Genomic DNA, 23,110 nt, shown 5'->3' with positions numbered 1-23,110 from the left:
CTGATCAGCTCTGGTCCTGCTGGAGCTCGACGACGTTGCCCACCGGATCGGTGACGAAGACCTGCGCGACCTCGACGCCGCGTTGATCCTGCGAACCGCGCACGTACGGAATCCCACCGGCCTCGAGCTCCGCGACCGCGGCGACGAGATCGTCGACCGCGAAGCAGACGTGGTGCGCGCTCGGGTCGATGCGACCGTCGCCGCGCTCGGGCGCGCCGACGAGATGGAGCTGCACCGCGTCGACCGCGAACCAGGCACCCGGCACGCCGGGGATCTCGGGGCGCCAGGTGGACTCGAGCCCGAGCGTCCGCGCGTACCAGTCGCGCGTGCCCTCGAGATCACCGCTGACGTTGACGCTCGCGTGCAGCAGGCGCGTGATCTTCATGCGGGCTCCTCCGCGTCGGGCAGTTGCTCCATGAACTCCAGCCGGATGCCGCCCGGCGCCTCGACGAACACGATGCGGCGACGACCGAACGGACCGGACACGATCTCGGGTCCGTAGACGACGGTATGGCCCGCGAGCTGCGCGTCGAGATCGTCGCAGAACAGCGCGGGATGCAGGAAGCCCTCGGCACCGACGGCGTATCCGTCGCTCTCGTAGATCGCGCGGTCGAACAGGGTGATCTGGATCGGGCCGAGGAACACGTCGGCGCGCTCGATGCCGTTCCAGCTCATCCGGTCGCGCACTTCGAAGCCGCGTTGTGCGTACCACTCCGCCGCGGCGTCGACGTCGGCGACCTTGATCGCGAGGTTCGCCATGCCCGTGATCATGTGGCTTCGACCTCCACGAACGCGCCGCCGGCGGCGTCGGACGCGCGCACCGCGTCGAGCACGGCCATTCCGGCGACTCCGTCGACGAACGTCGCGGGCGCCGCGCCCGGTGGCGCGTCACGACCTTCGATGCGCGCGAGGAAGTGCTCACAGAGGCGCACGTACGGGCCGTAGTCGATCCCGAACGAGTGGAGCATGTCGTACTCCGTGACGAGCAGATCCGACGGCGGCGGCTGCGGCGGCTCGACGCGCAAGTCGTCGGGCGTCGGGATCTCGCGCACGCCGTTCGCGTCCTGAACCTGCACGCGATCGCCTTCGGACCACGCGGTGCCGAGCGCGCCGACGACCCGGGTGACGAAGAGCATCGGCCCGCGATCGGCGGCGACGGCTTGCAGCACTCCGGCACATGGGCCTGCGACGGAATCGGTGCGGAAGTGCACGACGTAACCGTCCTCGGCCGTCCAGGCGCGGTCGACGACGTGGCTGAGGGTCGCGCTGACGCCGGTGATGCGGCCGACGGTCGTTGCGATCTGATCGACGACGTGCGGCGCGTGCGCGCCGAGCCAGCCGCCGCCGGCATCGGCGTCGGACCACCACGCGGGCACCGCGCTCGACGCGTCGGCGAGCAGCGGGATGTGCATGAGGAAGGTCGCGATGCGGGGCGCACCGATCACACCGTCGGTGACCGTGCGCGCGAGGAGCGCCTGCCCCGGAGTGAAGCGCATCTCCGCGCCGAGCAGGTGCACGACGCCCGCGACTTCCGCGGCCGCGAGCAATCCGCGCGCCTCGGGCGCGTCGCGCGTGAATGGCTTCTCGCACAGCACGTGCCGGCCCGCGGCGATCGCCTCGTGCGCGATCGGCGCGTGGGTGTACGGCGGTGTCGCGATCGTGACCGCGTCGACGCCCGGCAACGCGAGCGCGTCGGCCAGCGCCGTGCACGCGTTCGGGATCTCGAAGCGCGCGGCACGCGCTGCCGTCTTCTCGGGGTCACGCCCGACGAGCGCGACGACGTCGAACCCCGCGGCGCGCAGCGCGCGGGCGTGCGTGAGACAGCCGAAGCCGGTGCCGACGACCGCGACGCCCGTCATCGCGCGGCCGCCGTCGCCAGCGCGTTTCGGACCCGCGGCAGCACGGCTTCACCGAGCGCTTCGATCTGCGCGCGCGCCGACGCCGGTTCGATGCCGGGCACGTGCACGCGCAGGTTGAGCGCGTCGGCGCCCGCGTCGCGAACCGCGGCGACGAGCCGTTCGACCACGACCGCGGCGTCGGTCGACTGCGCGAGCTCGTCGCTCCCCCAGCGCGCGGTCGCGGCATCGGGTGCGTAGCCGCGGTACACCGCGACCTGACGGTCGAACGCTCCGGGCGGCGGTTCGCCGAGCCAGCAGCGACGGACGAGCACGACGGGCTGGTCACCACCCGCGTCGCGGTACGCGTCGGTGAGCTCCCGGCACCGCGCCGCCGTCGAGAGTGAGTCGAAGAGCAGACCGCAGCCGTTCGCGGCGGCGCGACGCGCCGCGGTGACACTCGCCGCCGCGCTCAGGATAGGGATCGGATGGTCGCGGCAGCGGGCGATCGCGGCGTCGCGCGCGAGCGGGCCGTCGACATCGCCGCGCAGGAGGCGCGCGACCGTGTGCAACCCGGATGCGAAACGGGCGGTGAGGTCGTCCATCGTGGTGCCGGCGATCTCGAAGTCGACCGGCAGCGCGCCCGCGGCGACGCCGAGTCCGACGCGGCCGGGAAAACGCGCCGCGAGCCACGCGACCTCTTCCGCGACGAGCGCGGGCGCGCGGAGCGGCAACAGCAGCGGGCACGCCGCGGCCCAACCGTTCGGCATCGCGTCGAGCAGGAACGCGGCGAGCGACAGCGGATTCGGCAGGTAGCCCGCGAACCCGGCGTGGTGCTCGCTCGTCATCACTCCGTCGAAGCCGGCGCGCGCCGCGAGCGCGGCCTGCGCGCGCAGCTCCGCGATCGTGTCGACCGCGTCGAGCCCGTCGTGCGGGTAGCTACGCAGCGACACCGATGCCGGCGCGAACGGTCCGGTCATCAGTTCCTGGTGTCCTCGAGCTCGGTGGGCAGGTCGATCGGAGGGTTCGGCAGCTGCACGACGCCCCGCTCGTGCAGGAACCGCTCGTACCCGGCGTCGTCGGCGGGGAACGACCGCGGGTCGCCCATCATCACCTCGAAGAGGACGACACCTTCGGGACCCGCGACGAACGGGCCGAACGTGTCGCCCCGGTCGAGCGCGATGTGCGTGCCCGCCGGGCAGTGAACGTCGCCGCACGTCATCTCGCCCTCGAGCACGAATACGAGGTGGTCGCTGTTGTGACCGTGCGGGCGCACGATCATGCCCGGGTCCCAGCGCGCGTAGAGCGAGAGGTATCGGGGCGAGAACTCGAGCCACCGTTCCCACACCGACGCGGTGTGGTCGCCGTGTTGCTGGCGCCGACACTCCTGCCAGCGGTGGTCGTCGAGGTGGGTGAAGCGTGGACTGTTCGCCATGGACGATCAGCGTCCCACGAACGGGCGGCGCGCGGTCAAGCGGTCACAATGTCGACGTGCTCGGTCCCGACGACCTCGTGCTCTGCTCGGGGACGCTGCCCCGCGCGGCGACGTTCGGCGAGCGGCTCGACGCGGCGGCGGCCGGGGGCTTCACCGCGATCTCGCTCTGGGGTCGCGACTACTGGGCCGCGAGTCAGGACGGATGGAGCGATGCCAATCTGCGCGCCGCGCTCGCCGACCGCGGTCTTGCCGTCGCGGAGATCGATCCGGCCTGGTGCTGGACGCCCGCGCAACCCGATCACGAGTCGCTGCTCGCGCTCGACGACCTGGAGATCTTCCGGTACCGCGAGGACGAGCTCTTCGCGATCGCCGACGCGACCGGCGCGCGCTCGGTCAACGCCGTCGACGTCTTCGGAGGGCGCTGGGGCGTCGACGACGCGGTCGAAGCATTCGCCGGGCTCTGCGACCGCGCCGCCGAGCACGGCCTGCTCGTGCAGCTCGAGTTCCTGCCGTGGTCGAACGTCCCGGACGTGAACACCGCGTGGGACATCGCGCGCGGCGCCGGTCGCGCGAACGGTGGCATCGCAATCGACGCGTGGCACTGGTTCCGCGGGTCCAACGACCTCGACGCGCTGCGCGCGGTTCCGGGCGACAGGGTGCTCGGCATCCAACTGTGCGACGCGCCGCGTACGCCCGAAGCCGATCTCATGACCGCCGCGCTGCATGCTCGACTCGTTCCCGGCGCGGGCGATCTCGATCTGGCTCCGCTGCTCCGCGCATTGCGTGAGATCGGCGCGGTCGCACCCGTCGGCGTCGAGGTGCTCTCCGACGACCTGCACGCGCGCGACGCCGTCGAAGCCGGTCGGCTCGCCGGCGACGCGACCCGCCGGCTCCTCACCGCGTGACCGAGGTCTTCGTCAATCCCGCGCGGCGACCGTGGCGTGCGTCGGTGCGCAACGACGCGCGTGCGTTCCACCGCCGGTTGCCCGGTTACGAGGTGCGTCCGGTGCGCGCGCTGCCGACCATCGCGGCGCGGCTCGGTCTTCGAGACGTCTGGATCAAGGACGAGTCGGCACGCTTCGGACTGCCCGCGTTCAAGATCCTCGGTGCGTCGTGGGCGATCTACCGGCTGCTCGTCGACCGTCTCGGTCGCGAGCCCGAGTGGCGCGACATCGCAGCGCTGCGCGCCGCGTTCGAGCCGCTCCGCCCGCTCCGATTCGTCGCCGCGACCGACGGCAATCACGGGCGCGCGGTCGCTCGCGTCGCGATGCTGCTCGGCTTCGACGCGACGATCCTCGTGCCGCACGGCACCGCCGCGGCGCGCATCGACGGCATCGCGTCGGAAGGCGCGCACGTCGAGGTGATCGACGGCACGTACGACGACTCGGTCGCGGCGTCGGCGGCGCGGGCCGGCGATCGCACCCTCGTGGTGTCGGACACGTCGTGGCCCGGCTACACGACCGTGCCGGAATCCGTGATCGAAGGCTACGAGACGATCGCGACCGAAGCCGACGAGCAGCTCGGCCGCGCACCCGACCTCGTGGTCGTGCAGTCGGGCGTCGGCGCGCTCGCGGCCGCGATGGTCGATCACTACGCGGCGACGAGCCGCATCGTGGTGGTCGAGCCGAAGTCGGCCGCGTGTGGGCTGGCCGCGGCGCGCGCCGGCGAACCCGTGCTCGTACCGGGACCCCACGACTCGGTCATGGCCGGGCTCAACTGCGGAGCAGTGTCGATCGTCGCGTGGCCGCGCCTGCGCGACGGCGTCGACGTGTTCGTCGCGATCGACGACGACGTCGCCATCGCGGCGCTGCGCGAGCTCGCCGGGCTCGGGATCGCCGCCGGCGAGACCGGCGCGTCCGGGCTCGCGGGCCTGCTCGCGCTCGCCGTCGCCGCGCCCGAAGTCGTTGCCGATACCAGCGTGCTGCTGTTCGGCACCGAAGGCGTGACCGATCCCGTCGCCTACGCGCGCCTCGTCGACGGCGCGTGACCCGCGATCACGACAGCCGCTTCCGCATCTCCGTGGTGACGGTCTCGTAGCCGACCGCTTCGTAGAGCGCCTGCGCGCGGGGGTTGTGCCCGAAGACGTTGATCGCGATGGCGCCGAGACCACGCGCCCGCGCGATCGCCTCGACGGCCCCCAGCGTGGCCGTGCCGAATCCGCGACCCTGAGCGTCGGGCGCCATCACGATGTCGTAGATCCACAGCCCGCCGTCGTCGCCGGGACCGAGCCAGAGCCAGCCGACCGGGTCGTCGCCGCGCAGCACCCGCAGGAACTCGTGCCCAGTCGTCGCGCGGCCGTCCGGCAGCATGCGCGCCGACGCCGCGTCGGCCATCGCGCGCGCATCAGCCTCCAACCGTCCGTACGCGCGCGCGAGGTCGTCCGCGTAGCCCTCCTTGGAGCGCGCGAACCAGTCGTCGAACTCGGCGTCCGACATCGGCCGCAGCGACACTTCGGGCATCACGTCACCTCCGCCGTCGGTCGCGGGCAGCACCAGTCGGCGCGTCGGTCGCGTCGGTCGCGCCGGTCGGGTCAGCGGCCGTCGGGTACGACGATCTCGGCGAGCTCCGACCATTCGGCTCCCGGCACCTCGACATTGACGATGCGCGCCACGGCCGAGAGGTAGTTGCCGAGCTCCTCCACCACTCGCTGGAAGTGCTCGCTCGTGACGTGCGCGGCGCCGGCCTCGGCGTCGCGGAACGCCTCGATCAGCACGAACTCGTTCGGGTCGTCGACACTGCGCGACCAGTCGAACCACAGGTTCCCCGGCTCGGCGCGGGTCGCGTCGGTGAAGCCGCCGACACGGTCCATCCACGCGTCGGCGTGCTCGGGGCGGACCGGGAATTTCACGACGATGAAGATCACCGCGAGATGATCACGTCTCCGCGGCCGCGCCGCAACGGGCGCAACGGGCGCAACGGGCGTAGCGCTGGCATGATCGAGCCGTGGACACGTGGACCGGTGACGCGTGCTCGCTCGTCGACGCCTTCCGGCGCGGTGAGCGCAGTCCGCGAGAGGAGCTCGACGCGGTTCTCGACGCGATCGGCAACGACTCGCTGAACGCGTTCTCGCACGTCGATCCCGAACGGGCGCGCGCTGCGGCCGACCGTGCGGATCTCACGAAGCCCTTCGGCGGGCTGCCGGTCGGCATCAAGGAGCTCGAGCCCGTCACGGGTTGGCCGTTCACCGAGGGCTCGCTCGTCTTCCGCAATCGCGTGGCGACGCACACCGGCACGATGGTCGACCGCCTCCTCGGCGCGGGCGGCGCGGTGCCGGTCGGGCTCACGACCGCGAGCGAGTTCGGCGGCCTCAACGTGAGCGTCACGAAGCTCAACGGCGTCACGCACAATCCGTGGCGGCACGGGCGCACGGTCGGCGGTTCGTCGGCGGGCAGCGCGGCCGCGGTCGCGGGCGGGCTCGTGACCCTCGCGACCGGCGGCGACGGCGGCGGTTCGATCCGCATCCCCGCGGGCTACACCGGGCTCGTCGGCATGAAGGGCACGTACGGCCGCATCCCGCGCGGTCCGAACGCCTTCTTCCGTCCGGGCACGGTCGTGCTCGGCTGCCTCGCCCGATCCGTGCGCGACGCGGCGCGCTACTTCGACGTGTGCGCGGGGCACGACGCGCACGACCCGTGGAGTCTGCCCTCGCCGGGCGGCTGGGAGTCGGGGCTCGGCGCGCACGAGCTGCGGGGCCGGCGAATCGCGATCGTTCCCGACATCGGTGGCGTCACCTTGGAGCCCGGCGTCGAGGACCGCGTGCGGGCCGCTGCGAACGCGCTCATCCACGCCACCGGAATGGTCGAGGTGGAACGGGCCATCGAGCTACCGAACCTCGCCGCGCAGTGGGCGATGGGCAACCTCGCGACGCTCCTCGCCGAGCTGGGCGACGAGTGGCCCGCGTGCCTGCCCGATCTGACCGACGAGGTCGCGGTCGGCCTGCTGTGCGCGCAGTCGCTCTACAACCTGCACACCGCCGCGGTCGCCGAGGAGCAGCGCATCGCCGCGAACGAGGCGATGGCCGCGCTGCTCGACGACGTCGACTTCGTGATCGCGGCGACGAATCCCGGACCCGCGTTCGCGGCGGATGCCGCGATGAGCAGCCCGACCGCGAGCTTCGTCGACACCGCGAAGGCGAACCCCGCCGCGCGGCTCGCGTTCCGCGGGGTGATGGGTGGCGTGCGACTCGCGGCGGGCGCGTTCCCGAAGCTGCCGTCGGCGCTGCTCGACTTCACGTCGACGCGCTTCCCCGATCTCGTGAACATGGGGGCGCTGACGATCATCTCGAACATCTACGGCAACCCGGCGGTGTCGATCCCGGCCGGGTTCGTCGACGGTCTGCCGGTGGGGATGCAGATACTCACGCGTCATCATGCCGACGCGCTCCTGTTCGACGTCGCCCTCGCCGCGGAACGCGAGCTCGCGTGGCCGCTGATCGCGTCGACCGGAGTGCCCGCGCCGGCCCCGTGATCCGGCCCCGTGATCCGGTGACCCGGTGACCCGGTGATGCGTCTTCACGCGAGGAGGTCACGATGGCGAGTGTGAGCGTGCGGTACATCGTCGACGACGTCGACGACGCGATCCGCTTCTACGTCGATCGGCTCGGCTTCGACGAGGTGATGCATCCCGCGCCGGCGTTCGCGATGCTCGCCCGCGGCGACCTTCGCCTCGTGCTGAGCAAGCCCGGCGGCGGTCCCGGCGGCGGCGCGGCGATGCCCGACGGCACGGTCCCCACGCCCGGCGGCTGGAACCGCTTCGCGATCGAGGTCGACGATCTCGACACGCTGCACACCCAGCTCACGGCCGCGGGTGTGCACGCGCGCGGCCCGATCATCGACGGGGTCGGCGGCCGGCAGGTGATCGTCGACGACCCGTCGGGCAATCCGGTCGAGCTCTTCCAGCCGACGATCTCGGAGGCAAGGCTCGACCGCTGAGTTGCGGGGCATTACTCTCCGCACTCGTGGGAACACGGGCGGTCGCAAAGGGCCGACGACGCGCGGGGTGGTGGGGCGCCTGGATCCTCGCGGTCGCGGTGATCGGCCGGGGCGCGATCCCGGCCCAGACGGCCGCGGCCGCGTCACCCGCGGCGGTGCTCACCGCGACGAGCACGGCCTCCGACATCAACAAGATCGATCACATCGTCGTGATCATGCAGGAGAACCGCAGCTTCGACGAGTACTTCGGGATGTATCCCGGCGCCGACGGTTACACGCTCGACGGCGACGGGAAGCCGACGAACTGCGCGTACGACCCGCGCCAAGGCAACGCGTGCGTGCCCGTGTTCCACGACACCGACGACGTCGACTACGGCGCCGGCCACTCGATCACCTCGTACTCGCAGGACGTCGACGGCGGCAAGATGGACGGCTTCTTGGCCGCGTGGGAGCGCCGCTGCGCCGTCGGCGACACGCGCTGCGGCGGGCAGAAGCCGATCTCCGACGTGATGGGCTATCGCACGCGCGCCGACATCCCCGCGTACTGGGGCTACGCCGACGACTACACGCTGCTCGACCACATGTTCGCTCCGTCGAACTCGTGGAGCGCGCCCGAGCATCTCTACATGGTGTCGTCGTGGTCGGCGCGCTGCTTCCAGAAGAACGATCCGATGTCGTGCGAGAACGACGCCGAGTCGCCCGACATCCTCACGGCCGCGTCGGGCGGTCCCGCGGTGTACCAGTGGACCGACGTCACGTACCTGTTGAAGAAGTCGCACACGTCCTGGGGCTACTACGTGTTCGACGGCACGCAGCCGGACTGCTCGAACCCCGACGCGATCGCGTGCGTTCCCGCGCCGCAGGGTTCGAAGACCGCGAGCTTCTGGAACCCGCTTCCGCGGTTCGACGACGTGAAGAAGGACAAGCAGACCGGCAACATCCAGCCGATCCAGAACTTCATCGGCGCCACGAACACGGGAACGCTGCCCTCGGTGTCGTGGGTGCTGCCGAGCCAGCCGGTGAGCGACCACCCGCCGGCATCGATCACCGACAGCCAGAACTACACGACCTACGTCATCAACCACATCATGCAGAGCCCCGACTGGGACTCGACCGCGATCTTCCTCGCGTGGGACGACTGGGGCGGCTTCTACGACCACGAGGTACCACCGCGCGTCGACCAGAACGGCACCGGCATCCGCGTCCCGACCATCGTGATCAGTCCGTACGCGAAGCACGGCGTGATCGATCACTCGACCTACACGTTCGACTCGATCGTGAAGTTCATCGAGGATCGCTTCACGGGCGGTCAGCGCCTCGACCCGGCGACCGACGGCCGGCCGGATCCGCGCCCGACCGTGCGCGAGCTCGCGCCGACGACCGGAGATCTCCGCGACGCGTTCGACTTCACGCAGACGCCGTCGGCGGGCGTGATCATGCCGACGGTGAAGGCGGGCGCGCAGTTGGCGCAGCCGATGCCACCGATCCCGAAGGCGCGCGCGAGCGCGGCCCAACCCGCGGGCAAACGCCCGCTCGCGGGGACCGCGCCGTTCAAGGTTCGGTTCGACGGATCCGGGAGCCACGCGGCCGGCGGCATCGCGAGCTGGCGGTTGTCGTTCGGTGACGGCTCCGACGACGCGACCGGCACCGGTGATCCGCCGTCGTCGCTCGTGCATACGTACACGAAGTCGGGGGCCTTCACCGCCGCGCTCGTCACCAACGACGGCTCCGGCGGCCACGCGCGCGCCACACAGGTGATCAACGTGAGCCCGGCCGGCCCGCAGGCCTGGTTGTGGGGCACGCCGGTCACCGCGTTCACGCACGCGAACGTGACCTTCGACGCGTCGCTGAGCGACGCGGGCAACTGGACCATCGACTTCGGTGACGGCTCCGACCCGGTCCAGGGCACCGGCGTCCCGCCCTCGGACCTGCAGCACTCCTACACATCGGTCGGCAAGTACACCGCGACCCTCACGGTCACCGACGACCAAGGCAACTCGTCGGTCATGCGCGCGAACACGTTGATCTCCGCGCTGCGCAAACCGGGTGTGGGACCGATGCAACCGAAGCGGATCACCTCGACGGGCGCGCAGATCAAGGCGAAGATCGAGCCGAACGGCCTGCAGTCCACGGCCTACTTCCGCTGGGGTCTGACGCCCGACTTCGGCAACCAGACCACGCCGCGCGACATCGGCACACACAACCTCATCACCGCGATCGCGTGGGACCTCACGGACCTGCAGCCGAACACGACCTATTACTACGAGGCGGTCGCGATGAACTCGATCGGCACGTCGATCGGGAAGCTGCAGCACGTGACGACCGCGCCCTGAGCGCGCGTCCTCGCGTCGCGCGCGGTCAGCTCGTCAGAATCGCCGCCACGCGATCGCACCCGACGCGTTCGTCGTCGTGAACGTGCGCACCGCCGAGGTCGTCGTGCCGACGCCGTTCGTCGCGACCAGTTGGTACGAGTAGGTCGTCGAAGGGTCGAGCCCGCTGAGCACCGCGGTCACCGCCTGCTTGCGGTTGTCCGACTGCAGGTGCACGTCCGGGGTCGAGTGGTTCAGCGCGCCGTTCGCGCCCCACTCGTAGTGCGCGGTCGTGACCGAGTTCAAAGGGTTCACCGCGCCGTTCAGCGTTGCGGTGTCGGCTCCGACGGCGGTCGCCGCGTCGATCGTGACGCGCGGGCCGGTCGCGGTGACGAACGAGACGATGTTGCCGTTGGTCGTGCCGACGCTGTTCGTTGCGACACCGCGGTAGTAGTACCGCGCGCCCGGCGTCAGGTCCTTGACGATGACGGCGGGCACGGTGCTGCCGGAACCGGCCTGCTTCTCCGGCGAGCTCTCGTGCGCGCTGAGGGTTGGATCCGTGCCCCATTCGAAGTGGTACGAGGTCGGCTTGCCGTTGTTCCAGATCGCGGCGATGAGCTGCGATGACGTGGGGCCGGGATTCGGAGCGCGCGTCGTGACGGTCGGCGCGCGACTCGCGGAGACGACGGTGATCGCGCGCGCGACGGCGGAGAGCCCGGACTTCTTGTCGACGACGGTGAGCGTCGTCGTGTACGTGCCCGGCGTCGTGTAGTTGTGCGCGGTCGATCGCGGTGGCAGGCCGTTGCCCTTCACCGGATTCGAGCCGTCGCCGAAGTCGATGGTCCAGCTTCCACGCGAGCTCTGCGACGCGTCGAACTTCTCGGAGTCGCTGTCGAAACCGAGCGGCTTGTCGCCCTCGATCCACGCGTGCGGGGTCCCGGCCGTGACGTCGACCGAGACGCGGTCGGTCGCCGACGCGTCGGTGTCGTCGACGACGAGCAGGCGCGCGCTGTAGTGACCCGGAGCGAGGTACTTGTGCGAGATCGACTTGGGGGGCGCGCCCTTGCCGATCGCCTTCTTCCCGTCGCCGAACGTCAGCGTCCACCGCTTGATCGGCGCGTTGCCGGCGCGACTCTTCGACCCGTCGAACACGGTGCTGTACGGCGCGGTCCCGCTCAACCGACCGCCCGCCGCGGCGGCGGGTGTGGGCTGCGGCGCGCTCGCGGCCTTCTTCGCCGCGACGGTCGGAGCGGGGGTCGGGTGGATCGCCGCCGCGAGCTTGTCGGGCGCGACCGTCGGTAACAACGTGGGCTGGCGCGGCGTCTGCGTGAAGTCGAAGTCGTCGGCGAGGTCGGCGAGTTGCGGCGCGTTCTCGCGCACCGTCGGGCGGGGGTCGGCGCGCCCGTCGGTCGTCGGGTCGAGTCGCGCGCCGTCCATGAAGACGTCCTCGATGAACTTCAGATACGAGTCGAAGCTGTGGACGCCGCTGTCGATGTAGCCGCGCTTGGCGTAGGGGCTGATGAGGAGCGCGGGCACGCGGATGCCGAGACCGTTCGCGTCGACCTTCGGGGGCACGACGTTGTCGTAGAAGCCACCCCAGTCGTCCCACGCGAGGAAGACCGCGGTCGAGTCCCAGTCGGGTCCCTGCATGACCTGGTTGATCATGTAGGTGACGTACTTCTCGCCGTCGTTCACGCCCGCGGGTGGATGCTCGCTCACGGGGTTCGTCGGCACGACCCACGACACCGACGGCAGCGTGCCGTTCTGCGCGGCGGCCGCGAAGTTGTCGACGCTCTGGATGTTCGAGAGCGAGCCCGACTGCTTCACGTCGGTGAAGTTCGGCAACGGGTTCCAGATGCTCCCCGTCTTCGACGACTGCGGCAACGGCACACACGTGAGGTCGGACGGGTTGGTGCAGTCCGGCTCGGTTCCGTCGAACAGGTAGTAGTCCCAGCTCACGTGGTGCTGGTTCAACAGGTACGTGATGTCGGTCCAGGCGTAGTTGACGCTGTTCTGGAAACGCGCGTCGTCGACCGTGTTGATCTCGTTCTCACAGCTCGACGGATCGTTCTCGCGGTAACACCGCGCGGCCCACCCCGAGACCATGAAGAGATGCTCGGGGAGGCTCCAGGTGACGCCGGGCCCGAACATGTGGTCCATGAGCACGTAGTCGTCGGCGTACGCCCAGTAGTTCGGGATGTCGGCGCGCAGCTTGTAGCCCATGACGTCGGGGAACGGCTTCGTCACACCGCAGTCCTGTGCGCCCGGACGCGCCTGGCACTTCTTCAGCGCGACCGCGTACTGCTTGACGAAGCCGTTCATCTTGCCCTTGTCGATGTCGGCGTTCGCGTCCGACGAGCCGTGCGGGCCGCCGTTCTGAACGTCGGCCGCGTCGTGCCACGGGTACACGCACTGATCGGTCTCCGGATCGTTGAGACACACGGTCGGGTTGCCGCTGCCGTCGACGGGGATGCCGTCGGCGCCGGGGTACATCCCGAAGTAGTTGTCGAACGACCGGTTCTCCTGCATGACGATCACGATGTGCTTGATCTTCGACAGGTCGGCGGACGCCGACGTGCCCTTCAGCAGCGCGACCGGCCCGGTGGCGGCGCCGGCGCGTGCTCGTGCGATGACGACCGCGTTCCCGCCGACCGCGACGAGCGCGGCCGCGAGTGCGATCGAGACGTGGGAACGAGCTCGGCGCCAGCCGATCAAGGGCCCGGCGTTCCCGCGATCACGTTGGCGGGGAGCTTGACGGACGTGTGGCCCTTCGCCTCGTACTGGAACGCGTAGTACGAGAGCTTTCGCTTCGTGCCGTCGTGCGAGATCATCCCGAACCAGTTGTCCTTGTGCTTCGTCGACCCACCGGTGTCGCGGAGCTCGAACACGAAGAGCGGACCCGCGTACGGCAGCGCCATCCAGGTCTGCATCGCGTTCACCATCATCGCGGCCTGGTTGTTCTGGTCGACGTGCCCGTCGTCGGGTGCGCCCTTGGTCGGCGCGCCGTACTCCGTCGACCAGATGAGCTTGGCGCTGTCACCGTTGTCGATCATGAGCTGGCGCACGGTGTCGGTGCGGTACCACGGGCGGGGCTTCTTGCACGACATCGACGGGAAGCACGGGTACGAGTACGGGTGCCAGCTCACTGCATCGAACGAGCCCTGCGCGCCGTACTGGTACATCTGCGCGAGGAACGCGTCACCCGAGATGCCGCCGCGGCTGTTGTTCTGCGCGCCGAGCCCGCCCGTGAGCACCGTGATGTTCGGGTCGACGTTCTTGATCGCGGTGTAGCTGGCCTGCATGAGGCGCGTGTACGCGCACGCGTTCGCGGTGTGCCAGTCGGAGTGCGGCCCGGGCAGGTTCGGCGCGTTCTCGAGCTCGATCACGGGGACGCGCGCGCTGCCGTAGCGCTGCGCGACCTCGGCCGCGAAGTTGGCATACGCGAACACGTCGAACTCGGCCTGCGTCGTGCAATCCGCGACCGGGGGTGGGTTGTCGTACGCCCACAACGGCGGCGCGCCGATGATCGCCTCGAGCTTCATGCCCTCGGCCTGGACCATGTTCACGATGCGGTCGATGAGCAGCCAGTTGGCGTCGCTCGCGCTGTTGTGCTCGACGAGTCCCCACGGGATGTCGGCGCGCACCCAGTCGGCGCCGGCGGCCTTCATGATGTTCATCTCGGCGTCGAAGACCTCGGGGGTCTCGTTCGTGAGGTCGGCGCCGGTCGAGATGCCGAAGAAGTCGGGAGGAAACGTCGGAGGCTTCGCCGCGGTCGGTTGCCCCGCGTTCGCGACCAGCGGTCGCGTCGCGATCGCGCCAGTCGCGGTCGCGAGCACCGCGACGATGACGAGCACGCGTCGTCGGATGGAGTGTCGGTTCGTAGGTCGCATCGCGGTCAACTCGTGAGCTTCAGGATCATGGTTCCCTCACCGGGTCCTTGCGGATCCACGACGGCCGTCCACGCGCCGCTCGCGTCGAGCGTCACCGGGCCGAGCGCGAAGTTGGGGTCACAGCCGTTCACCGACGCGAGCACGGTGCCGTTCGGTCGCACGAACGACACGACCACACCGGCACAGCCCGTGAACGTCGACGACGAGATCGTGAGCGTGCGGGTCTGCCCCGCCGTGCCTTTGAAGTGGAAGATGCCGTCGGCGCCCGGCTGCTGCGCGGTGAACGATCGCAAGGCGTTCAGCGGGAGCGGCCGCACGTCGTCCTCGACGGTGAAGATCTGCGCGTTCAGCGTGCCCGCGGCGTCGCCCTGCGGGTCGATGATCAACTTCCAGGTGCCGCGCCGGTTCAGCGTGAACGTGTCGAGGAACGCGCCGTCCGAGCACGTTGTGACGGGACCGGCCACGGTCGTGCCCCCCGGACGTACGAGGGTCACCGCGACCGCGGGGCAGGCATCGCCCGTCACGTTCGAATTGCTCAGCACCGCCGAGATCTGGTCGCCGTTCTTGCCCTTGAAGGTGAGCGTCGCGTTCTGGCCGGGATGCTTGAAGACCAGCTTCGTGCGCTTGCCACTGAGGTCCGCGGGCTCGTTGAGATCGGTGAACGTGTACGCCTGGATCGAGCCGGTCATCGCGCCGGTGACCGGGTGCACGACGAACATCCACGTGCCGGTCTGGTCGAGCGTGACCGAGTCGAGGAAGGCGTCGGCGGCGCAGCCGTTCACGGTCGCGCCGAGTTGCGAACCACCGGGCCGCTGCAGCGACAGCGTGTAGCCCGGGCAACCGCTCGCGGTCGCGTCGGCGATATCGGCCGAGACCTCCTGCCCGGTCGTGCCGGAGAAGGTGAAGTCGCCGTCCTCCGTCGCGGCGAGCGAGAAGCCGAGCCGCGCGCCGTTCAGCGTGATGTCGCGCACCTGGTCGTTCGCGACGAGAGCTTGCACGTTCGCGGTGCCCGTCGCGGGTCCCTGCGCGTCGACGAGGAGGCTCCACGTCCCGGTCTGGTCGAGCGTGAGCGCCGCCAGCTGCGCGCTGGCGCTGCAGCTCGTCACGGGCGCGCCGAGCGTCGAACCGTCGGGTCGCACGAGCGAGAACGCGAAGGTCGGGCACGGGTCCGAGAACGTCGCTCCGGCCACCTGCGCGCTGATCGTCGTGCCGGAGGTCCCGTCGAACTGGAGCAGGCTGTTCTGCCCGGGCTGCAGCAGGTTCGCGGGGACCGCGGGGCCACCGACCTTGATACTCCGCACCTGGTCGGTCGCGTTGTGCGTTGCGAGCTGTGCGGTGCCGGTCGCGGCGCCCTGCGGGTCGACCCGCACGACCCAGGTCCCGCTCTGGTCGAGCACGTGCCCGTCGAGGAAGCCGGTGGCGCCGCACTGGGCCGCAGGAGTGCCGAGCGTCGTGCCGTCCGGTCGCACGAGCGAGAGCGTGTACGCGGGACATCCGGGGAAGGTCGCGTTCGCGACGGTGGCCGAAACCTTCTGACCACTCGTGCCGGTGAACGTGAACTGGCCGTTCTGCCCGGGCTCCGAGAGCGAGACGTTCGCCGTCGCGCCCCCGAGGGCCGCGCTCGCGTGCTGATCGGTCACGTCCCAGACCTGCAGGCCGCCCGAACCCGTGGCGTCGAGTTGCGGGTCGACGACGACGGTCCACGTGCCCGCCTGGTCGATCGTGGTCGTGTCGATGAACGCGGTGGCGCTGCACGTGGTCGCGCCGGCGGCCTGCGTGCCGTCGGGCCGGATCAGCGCGACGGCAACATCGGGACACGCGCCCGTGAACGACGCGCCGCCGAGCTCCACCGAGACCGCGTGCCCCACCGTCGGCGTGAACGTGAAGCGGCCGTTCTGTCCGGGCGTGCCCAGGTTCACCGCGGTCGCCGACGCGTTCAACGCGATCGGCCCGCTCTCGTCCGCGGGCACGCTCCACGCGCGCAAGGTGCCCGTGCCCGTGTTCTTCTTCAGCGCGTCGACGAACACGGTCCACGTGCCGCTCGCGTCGAGGGTCTGGGTGTCGAGGAAGTCGGTGCCGCCACACGTGCTCGTGGTCGTTCCGAAGCGCGTGCCGTCGGGACGCTTCAGCACGAGCGCGACCGCGGGACAGGCCGGACCGAACGTCGAGCCCGTCAACTCCGCGACCACGCGCGTGCCCGCGTTCGCGGCGAACTTGTAGTTGCCGTTCTGATTGGCCTTCGGGATCGCGACGCTCACCGGCGTGCCGTCGAGCGAGATCGCCCCCGTCGCCCCGCGCGCGGAGACGGCACCGAGACCCACCATCGCCGAGACGACGAGCACAGGCGACAACATCCGTGTGAGCTTTGACCGACCCCTCAAACGCGTTTTCCTCCGCACGGTCGCCCACAGTGTGTAGCCAACCGCCCTCGAACGGTCAACCGAGCGGGGATGAACTCTCGCCGTTCACTCCTGTTTCGCGCGAAGCGCGGCGATTCGAGCCCGTTGCGCGCGCGGATTACCCTTCCTTCTGCCGGACGGGGCGGACAGGAGCGGACCGCATGGTGAGGGGCGTGCGCACGAGGCGAGTCGTCGCCGGGGCGGTGGTGCTGGCGTTGATCGTCGCCCTCGCGGCGTGTGGTGGCGACGACGACGAGCCGAACATCCATGCGGCGAAGTCGGTGAAGCCGGGCGACGTCAGCGCCGCGCAGTACAAGGAAGCGGCGCGACTCGTGAACGTCGGCGGCTTGAAGAGCGCGCCGCCCGCGACGATCGTGCGGTGCGTCGCGAAGACGGTCGTCGAGAACCCGTTGCTCGACCAGGTCGCGAACGACATCGCGCAGATCGAGAACAAGGACCTGCGCCAGGCGGTGATGTTCGCCTACCTCTTGTGCGGTTACAACTACATCGTCGACACGTACATGCGCTTCGCGCCGCCGGGCATGTCGAAGCCCGACTTGAAGTGCGTGCGATCGAAGTTCACACAGCTGCCGACGCAGTCGCTCGCAGAAGTGATCGTCGAGGATCCCGACGCGGGTTACACCGGACCGCTCGTGATCCAGGCGTGCAAGTCGGGTTCGAAGGCGAACCCGTTGCTCAAGAACGGACAACTGATCGGCATGGGTGGAAGCTGATGACCGCGACCGACACGAACGACTCGATGCTGCTGCACGCGTCGGGTGTCACGAAGTCCTATCCGTCGCGACCGGAGCCCGTCGTCGCGCTCGACGGGATCGATCTCGACGTCGCCGCGGGTGAGTTCCTCGCGGTGACCGGACCGTCGGGCTCCGGCAAGACGACGTTGCTCAACTGTCTGTCGGGCATCGACACGATCGACACCGGCGCAGTCGTGCTCGACGGTGTCGACCTCGCCGGGCTCGACGACACGGCGCGCACCGACCTGCGGGGCTCGACGATGGGGTTCGTCTTCCAGGCGCCCAACCTGCTGCCCGTCTTCTCCGCGCTCGAGAACGTGGCGCTACCGCTCGTGCTGACCGGCACCAGCCCGGGTGACGCGCGGGCGCGCGCGAGCGACGTGCTGGAACGGGTCGGGGTCGGCCACCGGCGCGACCAGAAGCCCGGAGAGATGTCGGGTGGTGAGCAGCAACGGGTCGCGCTGGCACGCGCGTTCGTCAAGCGGCCGCGCGTCGTGTGGGCCGACGAGCCGACCGGCAACCTCGACTCGAAGTCGGCCGAGGTCGTGATGGCGCTGTTGCGCGAGCTCCACGGCGACGGCGCGACGGTGGTCCTGGTCACGCACGACCTCGGGCTCGCGGAACGCAGCGACCGGCGGATCGAGATGCGCGACGGGCGCGTCGTCGACGAGCAGCGCGGCTGAGCCGTGCTCACGATCGTCGTCCTGATCGTCACGGTCGTCGCGATCGTGCTCGCGGCGCGGGTCGGTGTGACCCGGCCGGAGCTGCGCGCGGTCGCGGTACGCAACCTGCGCGTACGGCCCGGGCGCGCGTTGCTCGTGGCCGCGGGCGTGCTGCTCGCGACGGCCACGCTCACGAGCGCGTCGGCGATCGGCGACTCGCTGCGATCGTCGATCCGCAACTCTGCGTACACGCAGCTCGGGCCGGTCGACGAGATGGTCGTCGCGTCGGGCGGTGCGGATACGGCACGCACGATCGCCGACACGATCACGCGCGCGCACCTCGACGGCGTCGACGGTGTGCTCCCGCTCGTCACCGCGCGGCTCACCGTGCAGGGTCGCGACTACGTGCCGCGCGTCGCACAGGCGCAGGTGATCGAGCTCGACTTCGCGGCCGCCGCACGCTTCGGCGGCGATCCCGCGCACACGGGCATCACCGGATCGACGCCGTCCGGGAACACCGGTGTGATGAGCGCGGACCTCGCGACCGAGACGTCGCTGCTCCTCCGCCACAGCGCCACCGTGCACGCCTACGGCACCGCGCGCACCTTCCACATCGAGGGCATCGCCCCGCGAGTCGGGCTCGCGGGTCTCGAGTCGCCGGGCGCGCCCGCCGGCAGCGCGTCGCTGAACCTGTTCGTGCCGCCGGGAACGCTCGCCGCGATGCAAGGCGCGGGCTCGCAATCCGGTCCCGCGCCCTCGGCGGTCGTCGTCGTGTCGAATCGCGGCGGTGTGCTCACGTCGCACGCGTCGAGCACTGCGGTGACCGCCGAGCTGCAACGCGCGCTCCACGGGCAGACGGTCGACGTGATCCCGGTCAAGCAGCTCGTCCTCGACGACGCCGCTGCGCAGAGCCGGCAGTTCAGCGCGCTGTTCCGCGCGTTCGGTCTGCTCAGCCTCCTCGCGGGTCTGCTCCTGTTGCTGCTCACGTTCGGCGCGCTCGCGCGCGAGCGCGCGCAATCGCTCGGGATCCTGCGCGCCTTCGGTCTCCGTCGCCGCGACCTCGCGGCCACGGTCGTGCTCGAGGCGCTCCCGAGCTGTGTGCTCGGCGTCGTGCTCGGCGCGATCGCCGGCGCGGGGATCGCCGCGCTCGTCGTGCTGATCGCGCACGGGACGCTGGCGAACGCGGCGTCGGGTGGTGTCGACCTCGCGTTCTCGGTCCGCACCGCGACGTTGCTCACGGGCCTCGCGATCGGTCTCGTCGCGTCGCTGATCGCCCTGGCGATCGCGGCCGGCGTCGTCGCCCGGACCGGCGTCGTCACGCTCATGCGCGGCGACACGGGCACGCCGCGCGTGATCGATCCGCGTCTGGTGCGCAACGGCGGCCTCGCGCTCGGAGGCGTCGGTCTCGTGGTCGCGATCGTCGGTGCCGTCGCCACGAACGCGTCGTTCGCGGTTGCCGGTGGCGCGCTCGTCGCGATCGCCGCGCCGTTGCTCGCGCCGCCCCCGTGGCGGCGCCTCACCGCGGCCGCCGCCGCCGTCGTCGAGATCGCGTGGGCCGTGATCGAGGTACGCGCGGGCCATCGGGCGTTCACCGGTCCGTCGCCCGCCGAGATCCTCACGATCGCAGCGGCGATGAGCATCGCCGCGGTCGCGCTCGTCAGCATCGTCGACCGCGCGCTCGCCGACCGGCGCCGTGCGGTCGGTCGCCGCCGGACCGCACCGGTCACGCTCGGGTTCGCGTACTCGCACGCGACGCCGAATCGCACCGCGACGATCGCGGCGATGTACGGCGTGGTCGTCTTCACGCTCTGCCTCGTCGTCACGATGGCGCACCTGTACGCGGGCAGCGTCGACAGTGTGGCGGCGCAGCTCGGGGGCAACGCCGCGCTCGAGGTGACGTCGAACGGCGCGCAACCGGTTCCGGTCAAGGACGTGCGCGAGCTCCCCGGCGTCACGCGTGTCGTCGGTGCGTCCTCGCTCGACACGCACGTGCTCGCGGGTGGTTCGCAATCGTTCGCCGACGTCACGCTCGTCGGCGTGAGTCCCGCGCTCGTCGGCCACGGCACTCCGCCGGTCGCGGTCGGCCCGTCGAGCGCGAGCACGTACGCGCGGGTGATGGCGAACCCCGATCTGGTGCTCGTCGGCGCCGACCTGCGCACGACACCGCAGAACACGCTCGACCATCACACTCCACGCGTCGGCGAGAAGCTCTCGCTCCAGGACCCGACGACGGGCGTGACGCGCACGGTGACCGTCGCGGGGCTCGTCGCCGCGGCTCGTTACGAGGGTGTCGATCACGTCTATGCGGCCGCGCCGCTGCTCGACACGCTCCACGCCGCGCCGGTCGTGCAGAACGTCTTGTACGTCGAGACGAGCCCAGGCACGAACAACGACACGGTCGCCGCGATCGTCGACGGCACGCACCTGCCGAACGGCGCGTACGCGCGCTCGTTCCACCACCTCGCCGACGACCGCCTGAGCGCGCAGCAGCGGTTCCTGAACCTCGTCTCGGGCTACACCGCACTCGGTCTGCTCGGCGGCGCCGCCGCGCTCGCGGTCGCGATGATCGATGCGGTGCGGGAGCGCCGGCGCCAGCTCGCAACGCTGCGCGCGCTCGGCTTCCGCCGTTCGACGCTGCGGCGCGCGGCGCGCGTCGAGGCGCTCGTCATCGGGCTCGAGGGCACGATCGCCGGCGCGCTCACCGCCGCGCTGCTCTCGTGGCGACTCGCAGCGACGGGCGCGATCGGCGAGTCGACACCGTTCAGCCTGCCGGGTGGCCTGTTGATCGCGATCGTGGTGATCGCGCTGGCCACCGCGCTCGCCGCGACCACGGTGGCGGCTCGCCGCGCCGCGCGCCTCCAACCCGCGGGCGCGCTGCGCGCGTCCGAGTGAGTCGCCTCACAAGGTGAGGATGAAGGCCTTCGCGTCCTTCGCCGACATCGTTCTCAGCTTCGCGAGCGTCGCACCGTCGACGGGATTGACGCCGTTCGCGAGCCGCACCTGCGCGGTCGCGGCGGCAATGTCGTCCTGCAACGCGTAGGCCTTCGCGAGCTCGAGGTGCGCGCGCTCGTGGAAGGCGTAGACCGTCTTCCACACGAGCCGCCGGTAGGCCTCGTGGTCGAGTCCGTCGGCGGTGTCGGAACGCTTCACCATCGCGGCGACCGCGTCGACGTCGGTCACCGATCGCGGTCCCGCCTTCCCGGCGACGACTTCCCCGACATAGCCGTCGGTGCGGTAGGCGACGAACGGCTCGAGCACGTGCATCGCGGTGACGTCGAGGAAGACGGGTCGGGTCCGCTGGATGCTGGCGATCATCCGCTCGACCATCTTGTCGGCGCTGTCGAGGCGGAGCGCGTCGCCGAGGTGCAGGCGCTGCGTCAGCTGTGCTCGTCCCCAGTCGAGTCCGACCGCGTTGGCGCTGACGATCGTGACGTCGCGTCGCTCGTGGTCGACGAGCTGTCGGTACAGCATCGGCATGCTGTACTCCTCGCCCCACACGAGCAGCACCGCGTGACGCGGAAGCTGCTCGAGGACGCGGTGGCCGTACGCGTCGGCGAGCGGCGCCACCTTCAGCGACGCGTGCGCACGGTGCACGACGACCGACGGCACGACAACCGCGGCGAGCAACGCCGCCGCGACCATGGCCGGCAGCACGCGCGCGCGCTCCGCGGGGGCATCGTCGTCGGAATCCGAACGCTGAGCCATCGCGCGCCCGACGAAGTCGACCGCACCCGTCGTTCCGACCGCGACGACCACTGCGATCACGATCATCGTCGCGAGCAGGTAGCCGCCACCGACGACGACGTTCTCGAACCCCCACATCTGCGTCACGCCGGACCCGATCGCGACGGCGACGAGGTTCACGCCGGCCGCGATCGCGAGGAACGCGACGCGCGCCGGGTCCAGACGCCGGCGAACGAGCTCGGCGACGCCGCACGCGAAGAGGACGGCGACGACCGCACCGAAGTCGCGCTCGAGCCCGCCGAAGAGCGTCGCGACGCGCTCCGTGACCGCGCCGACCTTGCCGCTCACCGTGCCCCCGAAGTCGTGCCGCATCACGAGCCCGACGAGGCGTGACGGGTTCGACGCCGCGCCCCAGTTCAACGTCGGATCCTGCGCCGCGCGCACGAGGACGTAGACGAGCCCGACGACGGCGACGACGACCAGGCTCGCGACCGCGCCGATCACCGCGGCGCGCGTCGGCCGGCGCCGGCCGAAGGCGACGAGCGTCGCCACCGCGAGGGTCATGATCGCGGCGAGCTGCCATCCCGAGCCGACGCTCGCACCGAGCAGGAGCCCGCTGACGACGAGCGCCGCCGTCGAGCCCCGCTCCTCCCAGATCACGACGCCGAGGGCCGCGCCCGCGAGCATGAGCGTGGTGACCGCGTAGTACTTGGCGAAGTCGGCGTTGAACCAGAACGACACGGCGGTCGCGAGCCCGAGCGCGCCGACGCTCCCGCCGATCCGGCTCGCGCCGAAGTGCCGTGCGAGCCGGAAGACGACGCCAACGGCCAGGGCCGCGCACACGAGGCTGAAGAGGTTCACGCGGAACGCCCAGCTGCCGAACGGCAGCACGGTGCCGAAGGCCTTCGCGAGCAACACGTACGTCGGGTAACCCGGCGCGTGCAGCACTCCGAGCGTCCGCACGCCCGCGACCGACTCCGGCGCGTCGCCGAGCGCGACGTGCGAGGAGAACGTGGACGCGAAGAGCACGGCGGCGATGAGCGTGAGCGCGCCCTGCCAGATCCACTCCTGCGGCGTGTCGCGTTCGCCCGGTCCCTCGATCCGCTCGCGCCGACGCGTCGACGGCGAGCCGGGACGCGCGTTCACGCGCGCGCCCGGTCGCGTTCCCGAGGCGCGTTGTACCTTGCGCCGCTGGTTTCGGCTGCGACTC

The 23,110-nt window shown here is 70.8% G+C and carries 19 protein-coding genes; 8 read left to right on the top strand and 11 right to left on the bottom strand.

Going from position 1 to position 23,110, the window contains the following annotated elements:
• Positions 1-4: 4 nt before the first annotated feature.
• Genes VH914_01715 through VH914_01695 form a run of 5 tightly spaced genes read right to left on the bottom strand, consistent with a single transcriptional unit; the run spans position 5 to position 3,270 of the window.
• Positions 5-385: a VOC family protein gene (locus VH914_01715; protein ID HEX4489897.1), complete on the bottom strand. Its 381-nt coding sequence runs from the start codon at positions 383-385 to the stop codon at positions 5-7.
• Positions 382-771: a VOC family protein gene (locus VH914_01710; GenBank protein HEX4489896.1), complete on the bottom strand. Its 390-nt coding sequence runs from the start codon at positions 769-771 to the stop codon at positions 382-384. Before VH914_01710 ends, VH914_01715 begins: the two co-directional genes overlap by 4 nt.
• Entirely contained in the window at positions 768-1,859 is a 1,092-nt protein-coding gene (locus VH914_01705; protein ID HEX4489895.1) for a Gfo/Idh/MocA family oxidoreductase, read from the bottom strand. The genes VH914_01710 and VH914_01705 overlap by 4 nt, the downstream gene beginning before the upstream one ends.
• Positions 1,856-2,815, bottom strand: a complete 960-nt coding sequence (locus VH914_01700; protein ID HEX4489894.1) for an LLM class flavin-dependent oxidoreductase — start codon at positions 2,813-2,815, stop codon at positions 1,856-1,858. Before VH914_01700 ends, VH914_01705 begins: the two co-directional genes overlap by 4 nt.
• On the bottom strand, positions 2,815-3,270 hold the full coding sequence (locus VH914_01695; GenBank protein ID HEX4489893.1) for a hypothetical protein: 456 nt from the start codon (positions 3,268-3,270) through the stop codon (positions 2,815-2,817). Before VH914_01695 ends, VH914_01700 begins: the two co-directional genes overlap by 1 nt.
• Before the next feature lie 56 nt (positions 3,271-3,326).
• On the opposite strand from VH914_01695, the gene VH914_01690 reads away from it, so the two are divergent.
• Both VH914_01690 and VH914_01685 read left to right on the top strand, forming a co-directional pair.
• Positions 3,327-4,175 carry a sugar phosphate isomerase/epimerase gene (locus VH914_01690; protein ID HEX4489892.1) on the top strand — a complete coding sequence of 283 codons (849 nt, stop codon included), beginning with the start codon at positions 3,327-3,329 and terminating at the stop codon, positions 4,173-4,175.
• Positions 4,172-5,257 (top strand): diaminopropionate ammonia-lyase, encoded by a 1,086-nt coding sequence (locus VH914_01685; GenBank protein ID HEX4489891.1) that lies wholly within the window; start codon positions 4,172-4,174, stop codon positions 5,255-5,257. Before VH914_01690 ends, VH914_01685 begins: the two co-directional genes overlap by 4 nt.
• Positions 5,258-5,264: 7 nt before the next feature.
• On the opposite strand, the gene VH914_01680 is transcribed toward VH914_01685, so the two are convergent.
• Positions 5,265-5,729, bottom strand: a complete 465-nt coding sequence (locus VH914_01680) for a GNAT family N-acetyltransferase (GenBank protein ID HEX4489890.1) — start codon at positions 5,727-5,729, stop codon at positions 5,265-5,267.
• Between the two features lie 71 nt (positions 5,730-5,800).
• Positions 5,801-6,133, bottom strand: coding sequence for a putative quinol monooxygenase (locus tag VH914_01675; GenBank protein ID HEX4489889.1), 333 nt, complete (start codon positions 6,131-6,133; stop codon positions 5,801-5,803).
• Positions 6,134-6,213: 80 nt separating this feature from the next.
• Here VH914_01675 and VH914_01670 point away from each other — a divergent pair, with 80 nt between their 5' ends.
• The 3 genes from VH914_01670 (at position 6,214) to VH914_01660 (ending at position 10,534) form a co-directional block, all read left to right on the top strand.
• Complete coding sequence (locus tag VH914_01670) at positions 6,214-7,737, top strand: amidase (protein ID HEX4489888.1); 1,524 nt, start codon at positions 6,214-6,216, stop codon at positions 7,735-7,737.
• 62 nt (positions 7,738-7,799) lie between these two features.
• Positions 7,800-8,201, top strand: coding sequence for a VOC family protein (locus VH914_01665; GenBank protein ID HEX4489887.1), 402 nt, complete (start codon positions 7,800-7,802; stop codon positions 8,199-8,201).
• 26 nt (positions 8,202-8,227) lie between these two features.
• The gene (locus tag VH914_01660; protein HEX4489886.1) at positions 8,228-10,534 is read left to right on the top strand and encodes an alkaline phosphatase family protein; all 2,307 of its coding nucleotides are present in this window, start codon (positions 8,228-8,230) and stop codon (positions 10,532-10,534) included.
• Between the two features lie 33 nt (positions 10,535-10,567).
• Here VH914_01660 and VH914_01655 read toward each other — a convergent pair whose 3' ends face one another.
• From VH914_01655 to VH914_01645, 3 genes are read right to left on the bottom strand one after another with little or no spacing between them, the layout of a single operon-like run.
• On the bottom strand, positions 10,568-13,225 hold the full coding sequence (locus VH914_01655; GenBank protein ID HEX4489885.1) for an alkaline phosphatase family protein: 2,658 nt from the start codon (positions 13,223-13,225) through the stop codon (positions 10,568-10,570).
• Positions 13,222-14,364, bottom strand: a complete 1,143-nt coding sequence (locus VH914_01650; protein HEX4489884.1) for a cellulase family glycosylhydrolase — start codon at positions 14,362-14,364, stop codon at positions 13,222-13,224. The genes VH914_01655 and VH914_01650 overlap by 4 nt, the downstream gene beginning before the upstream one ends.
• 41 nt (positions 14,365-14,405) lie before the next feature.
• Positions 14,406-16,754, bottom strand: a complete 2,349-nt coding sequence (locus VH914_01645) for a hypothetical protein (GenBank protein HEX4489883.1) — start codon at positions 16,752-16,754, stop codon at positions 14,406-14,408.
• 218 nt (positions 16,755-16,972) lie between these two features.
• On the opposite strand from VH914_01645, the gene VH914_01640 reads away from it, so the two are divergent.
• From VH914_01640 to VH914_01630, 3 genes are read left to right on the top strand one after another with little or no spacing between them, the layout of a single operon-like run.
• Positions 16,973-17,533: a hypothetical protein gene (locus tag VH914_01640; protein ID HEX4489882.1), complete on the top strand. Its 561-nt coding sequence runs from the start codon at positions 16,973-16,975 to the stop codon at positions 17,531-17,533.
• Positions 17,533-18,237, top strand: coding sequence for an ABC transporter ATP-binding protein (locus tag VH914_01635; GenBank protein HEX4489881.1), 705 nt, complete (start codon positions 17,533-17,535; stop codon positions 18,235-18,237). The genes VH914_01640 and VH914_01635 overlap by 1 nt, the downstream gene beginning before the upstream one ends.
• Positions 18,238-18,240: 3 nt before the next feature.
• Complete coding sequence (locus tag VH914_01630; protein HEX4489880.1) at positions 18,241-21,108, top strand: ABC transporter permease; 2,868 nt, start codon at positions 18,241-18,243, stop codon at positions 21,106-21,108.
• A gap of 6 nt (positions 21,109-21,114) precedes the next feature.
• Here VH914_01630 and VH914_01625 read toward each other — a convergent pair whose 3' ends face one another.
• Positions 21,115-23,046: a DUF2723 domain-containing protein gene (locus VH914_01625; protein ID HEX4489879.1), complete on the bottom strand. Its 1,932-nt coding sequence runs from the start codon at positions 23,044-23,046 to the stop codon at positions 21,115-21,117.
• Positions 23,047-23,110 lie beyond the last annotated feature (64 nt).

This window comes from Acidimicrobiia bacterium, from assembly GCA_036271555.1.
Lineage (GTDB): Bacteria > Actinomycetota > Acidimicrobiia > IMCC26256 > PALSA-610 > DATBAK01.
This window is presented reverse-complemented; position numbering and strand designations above follow the sequence as displayed.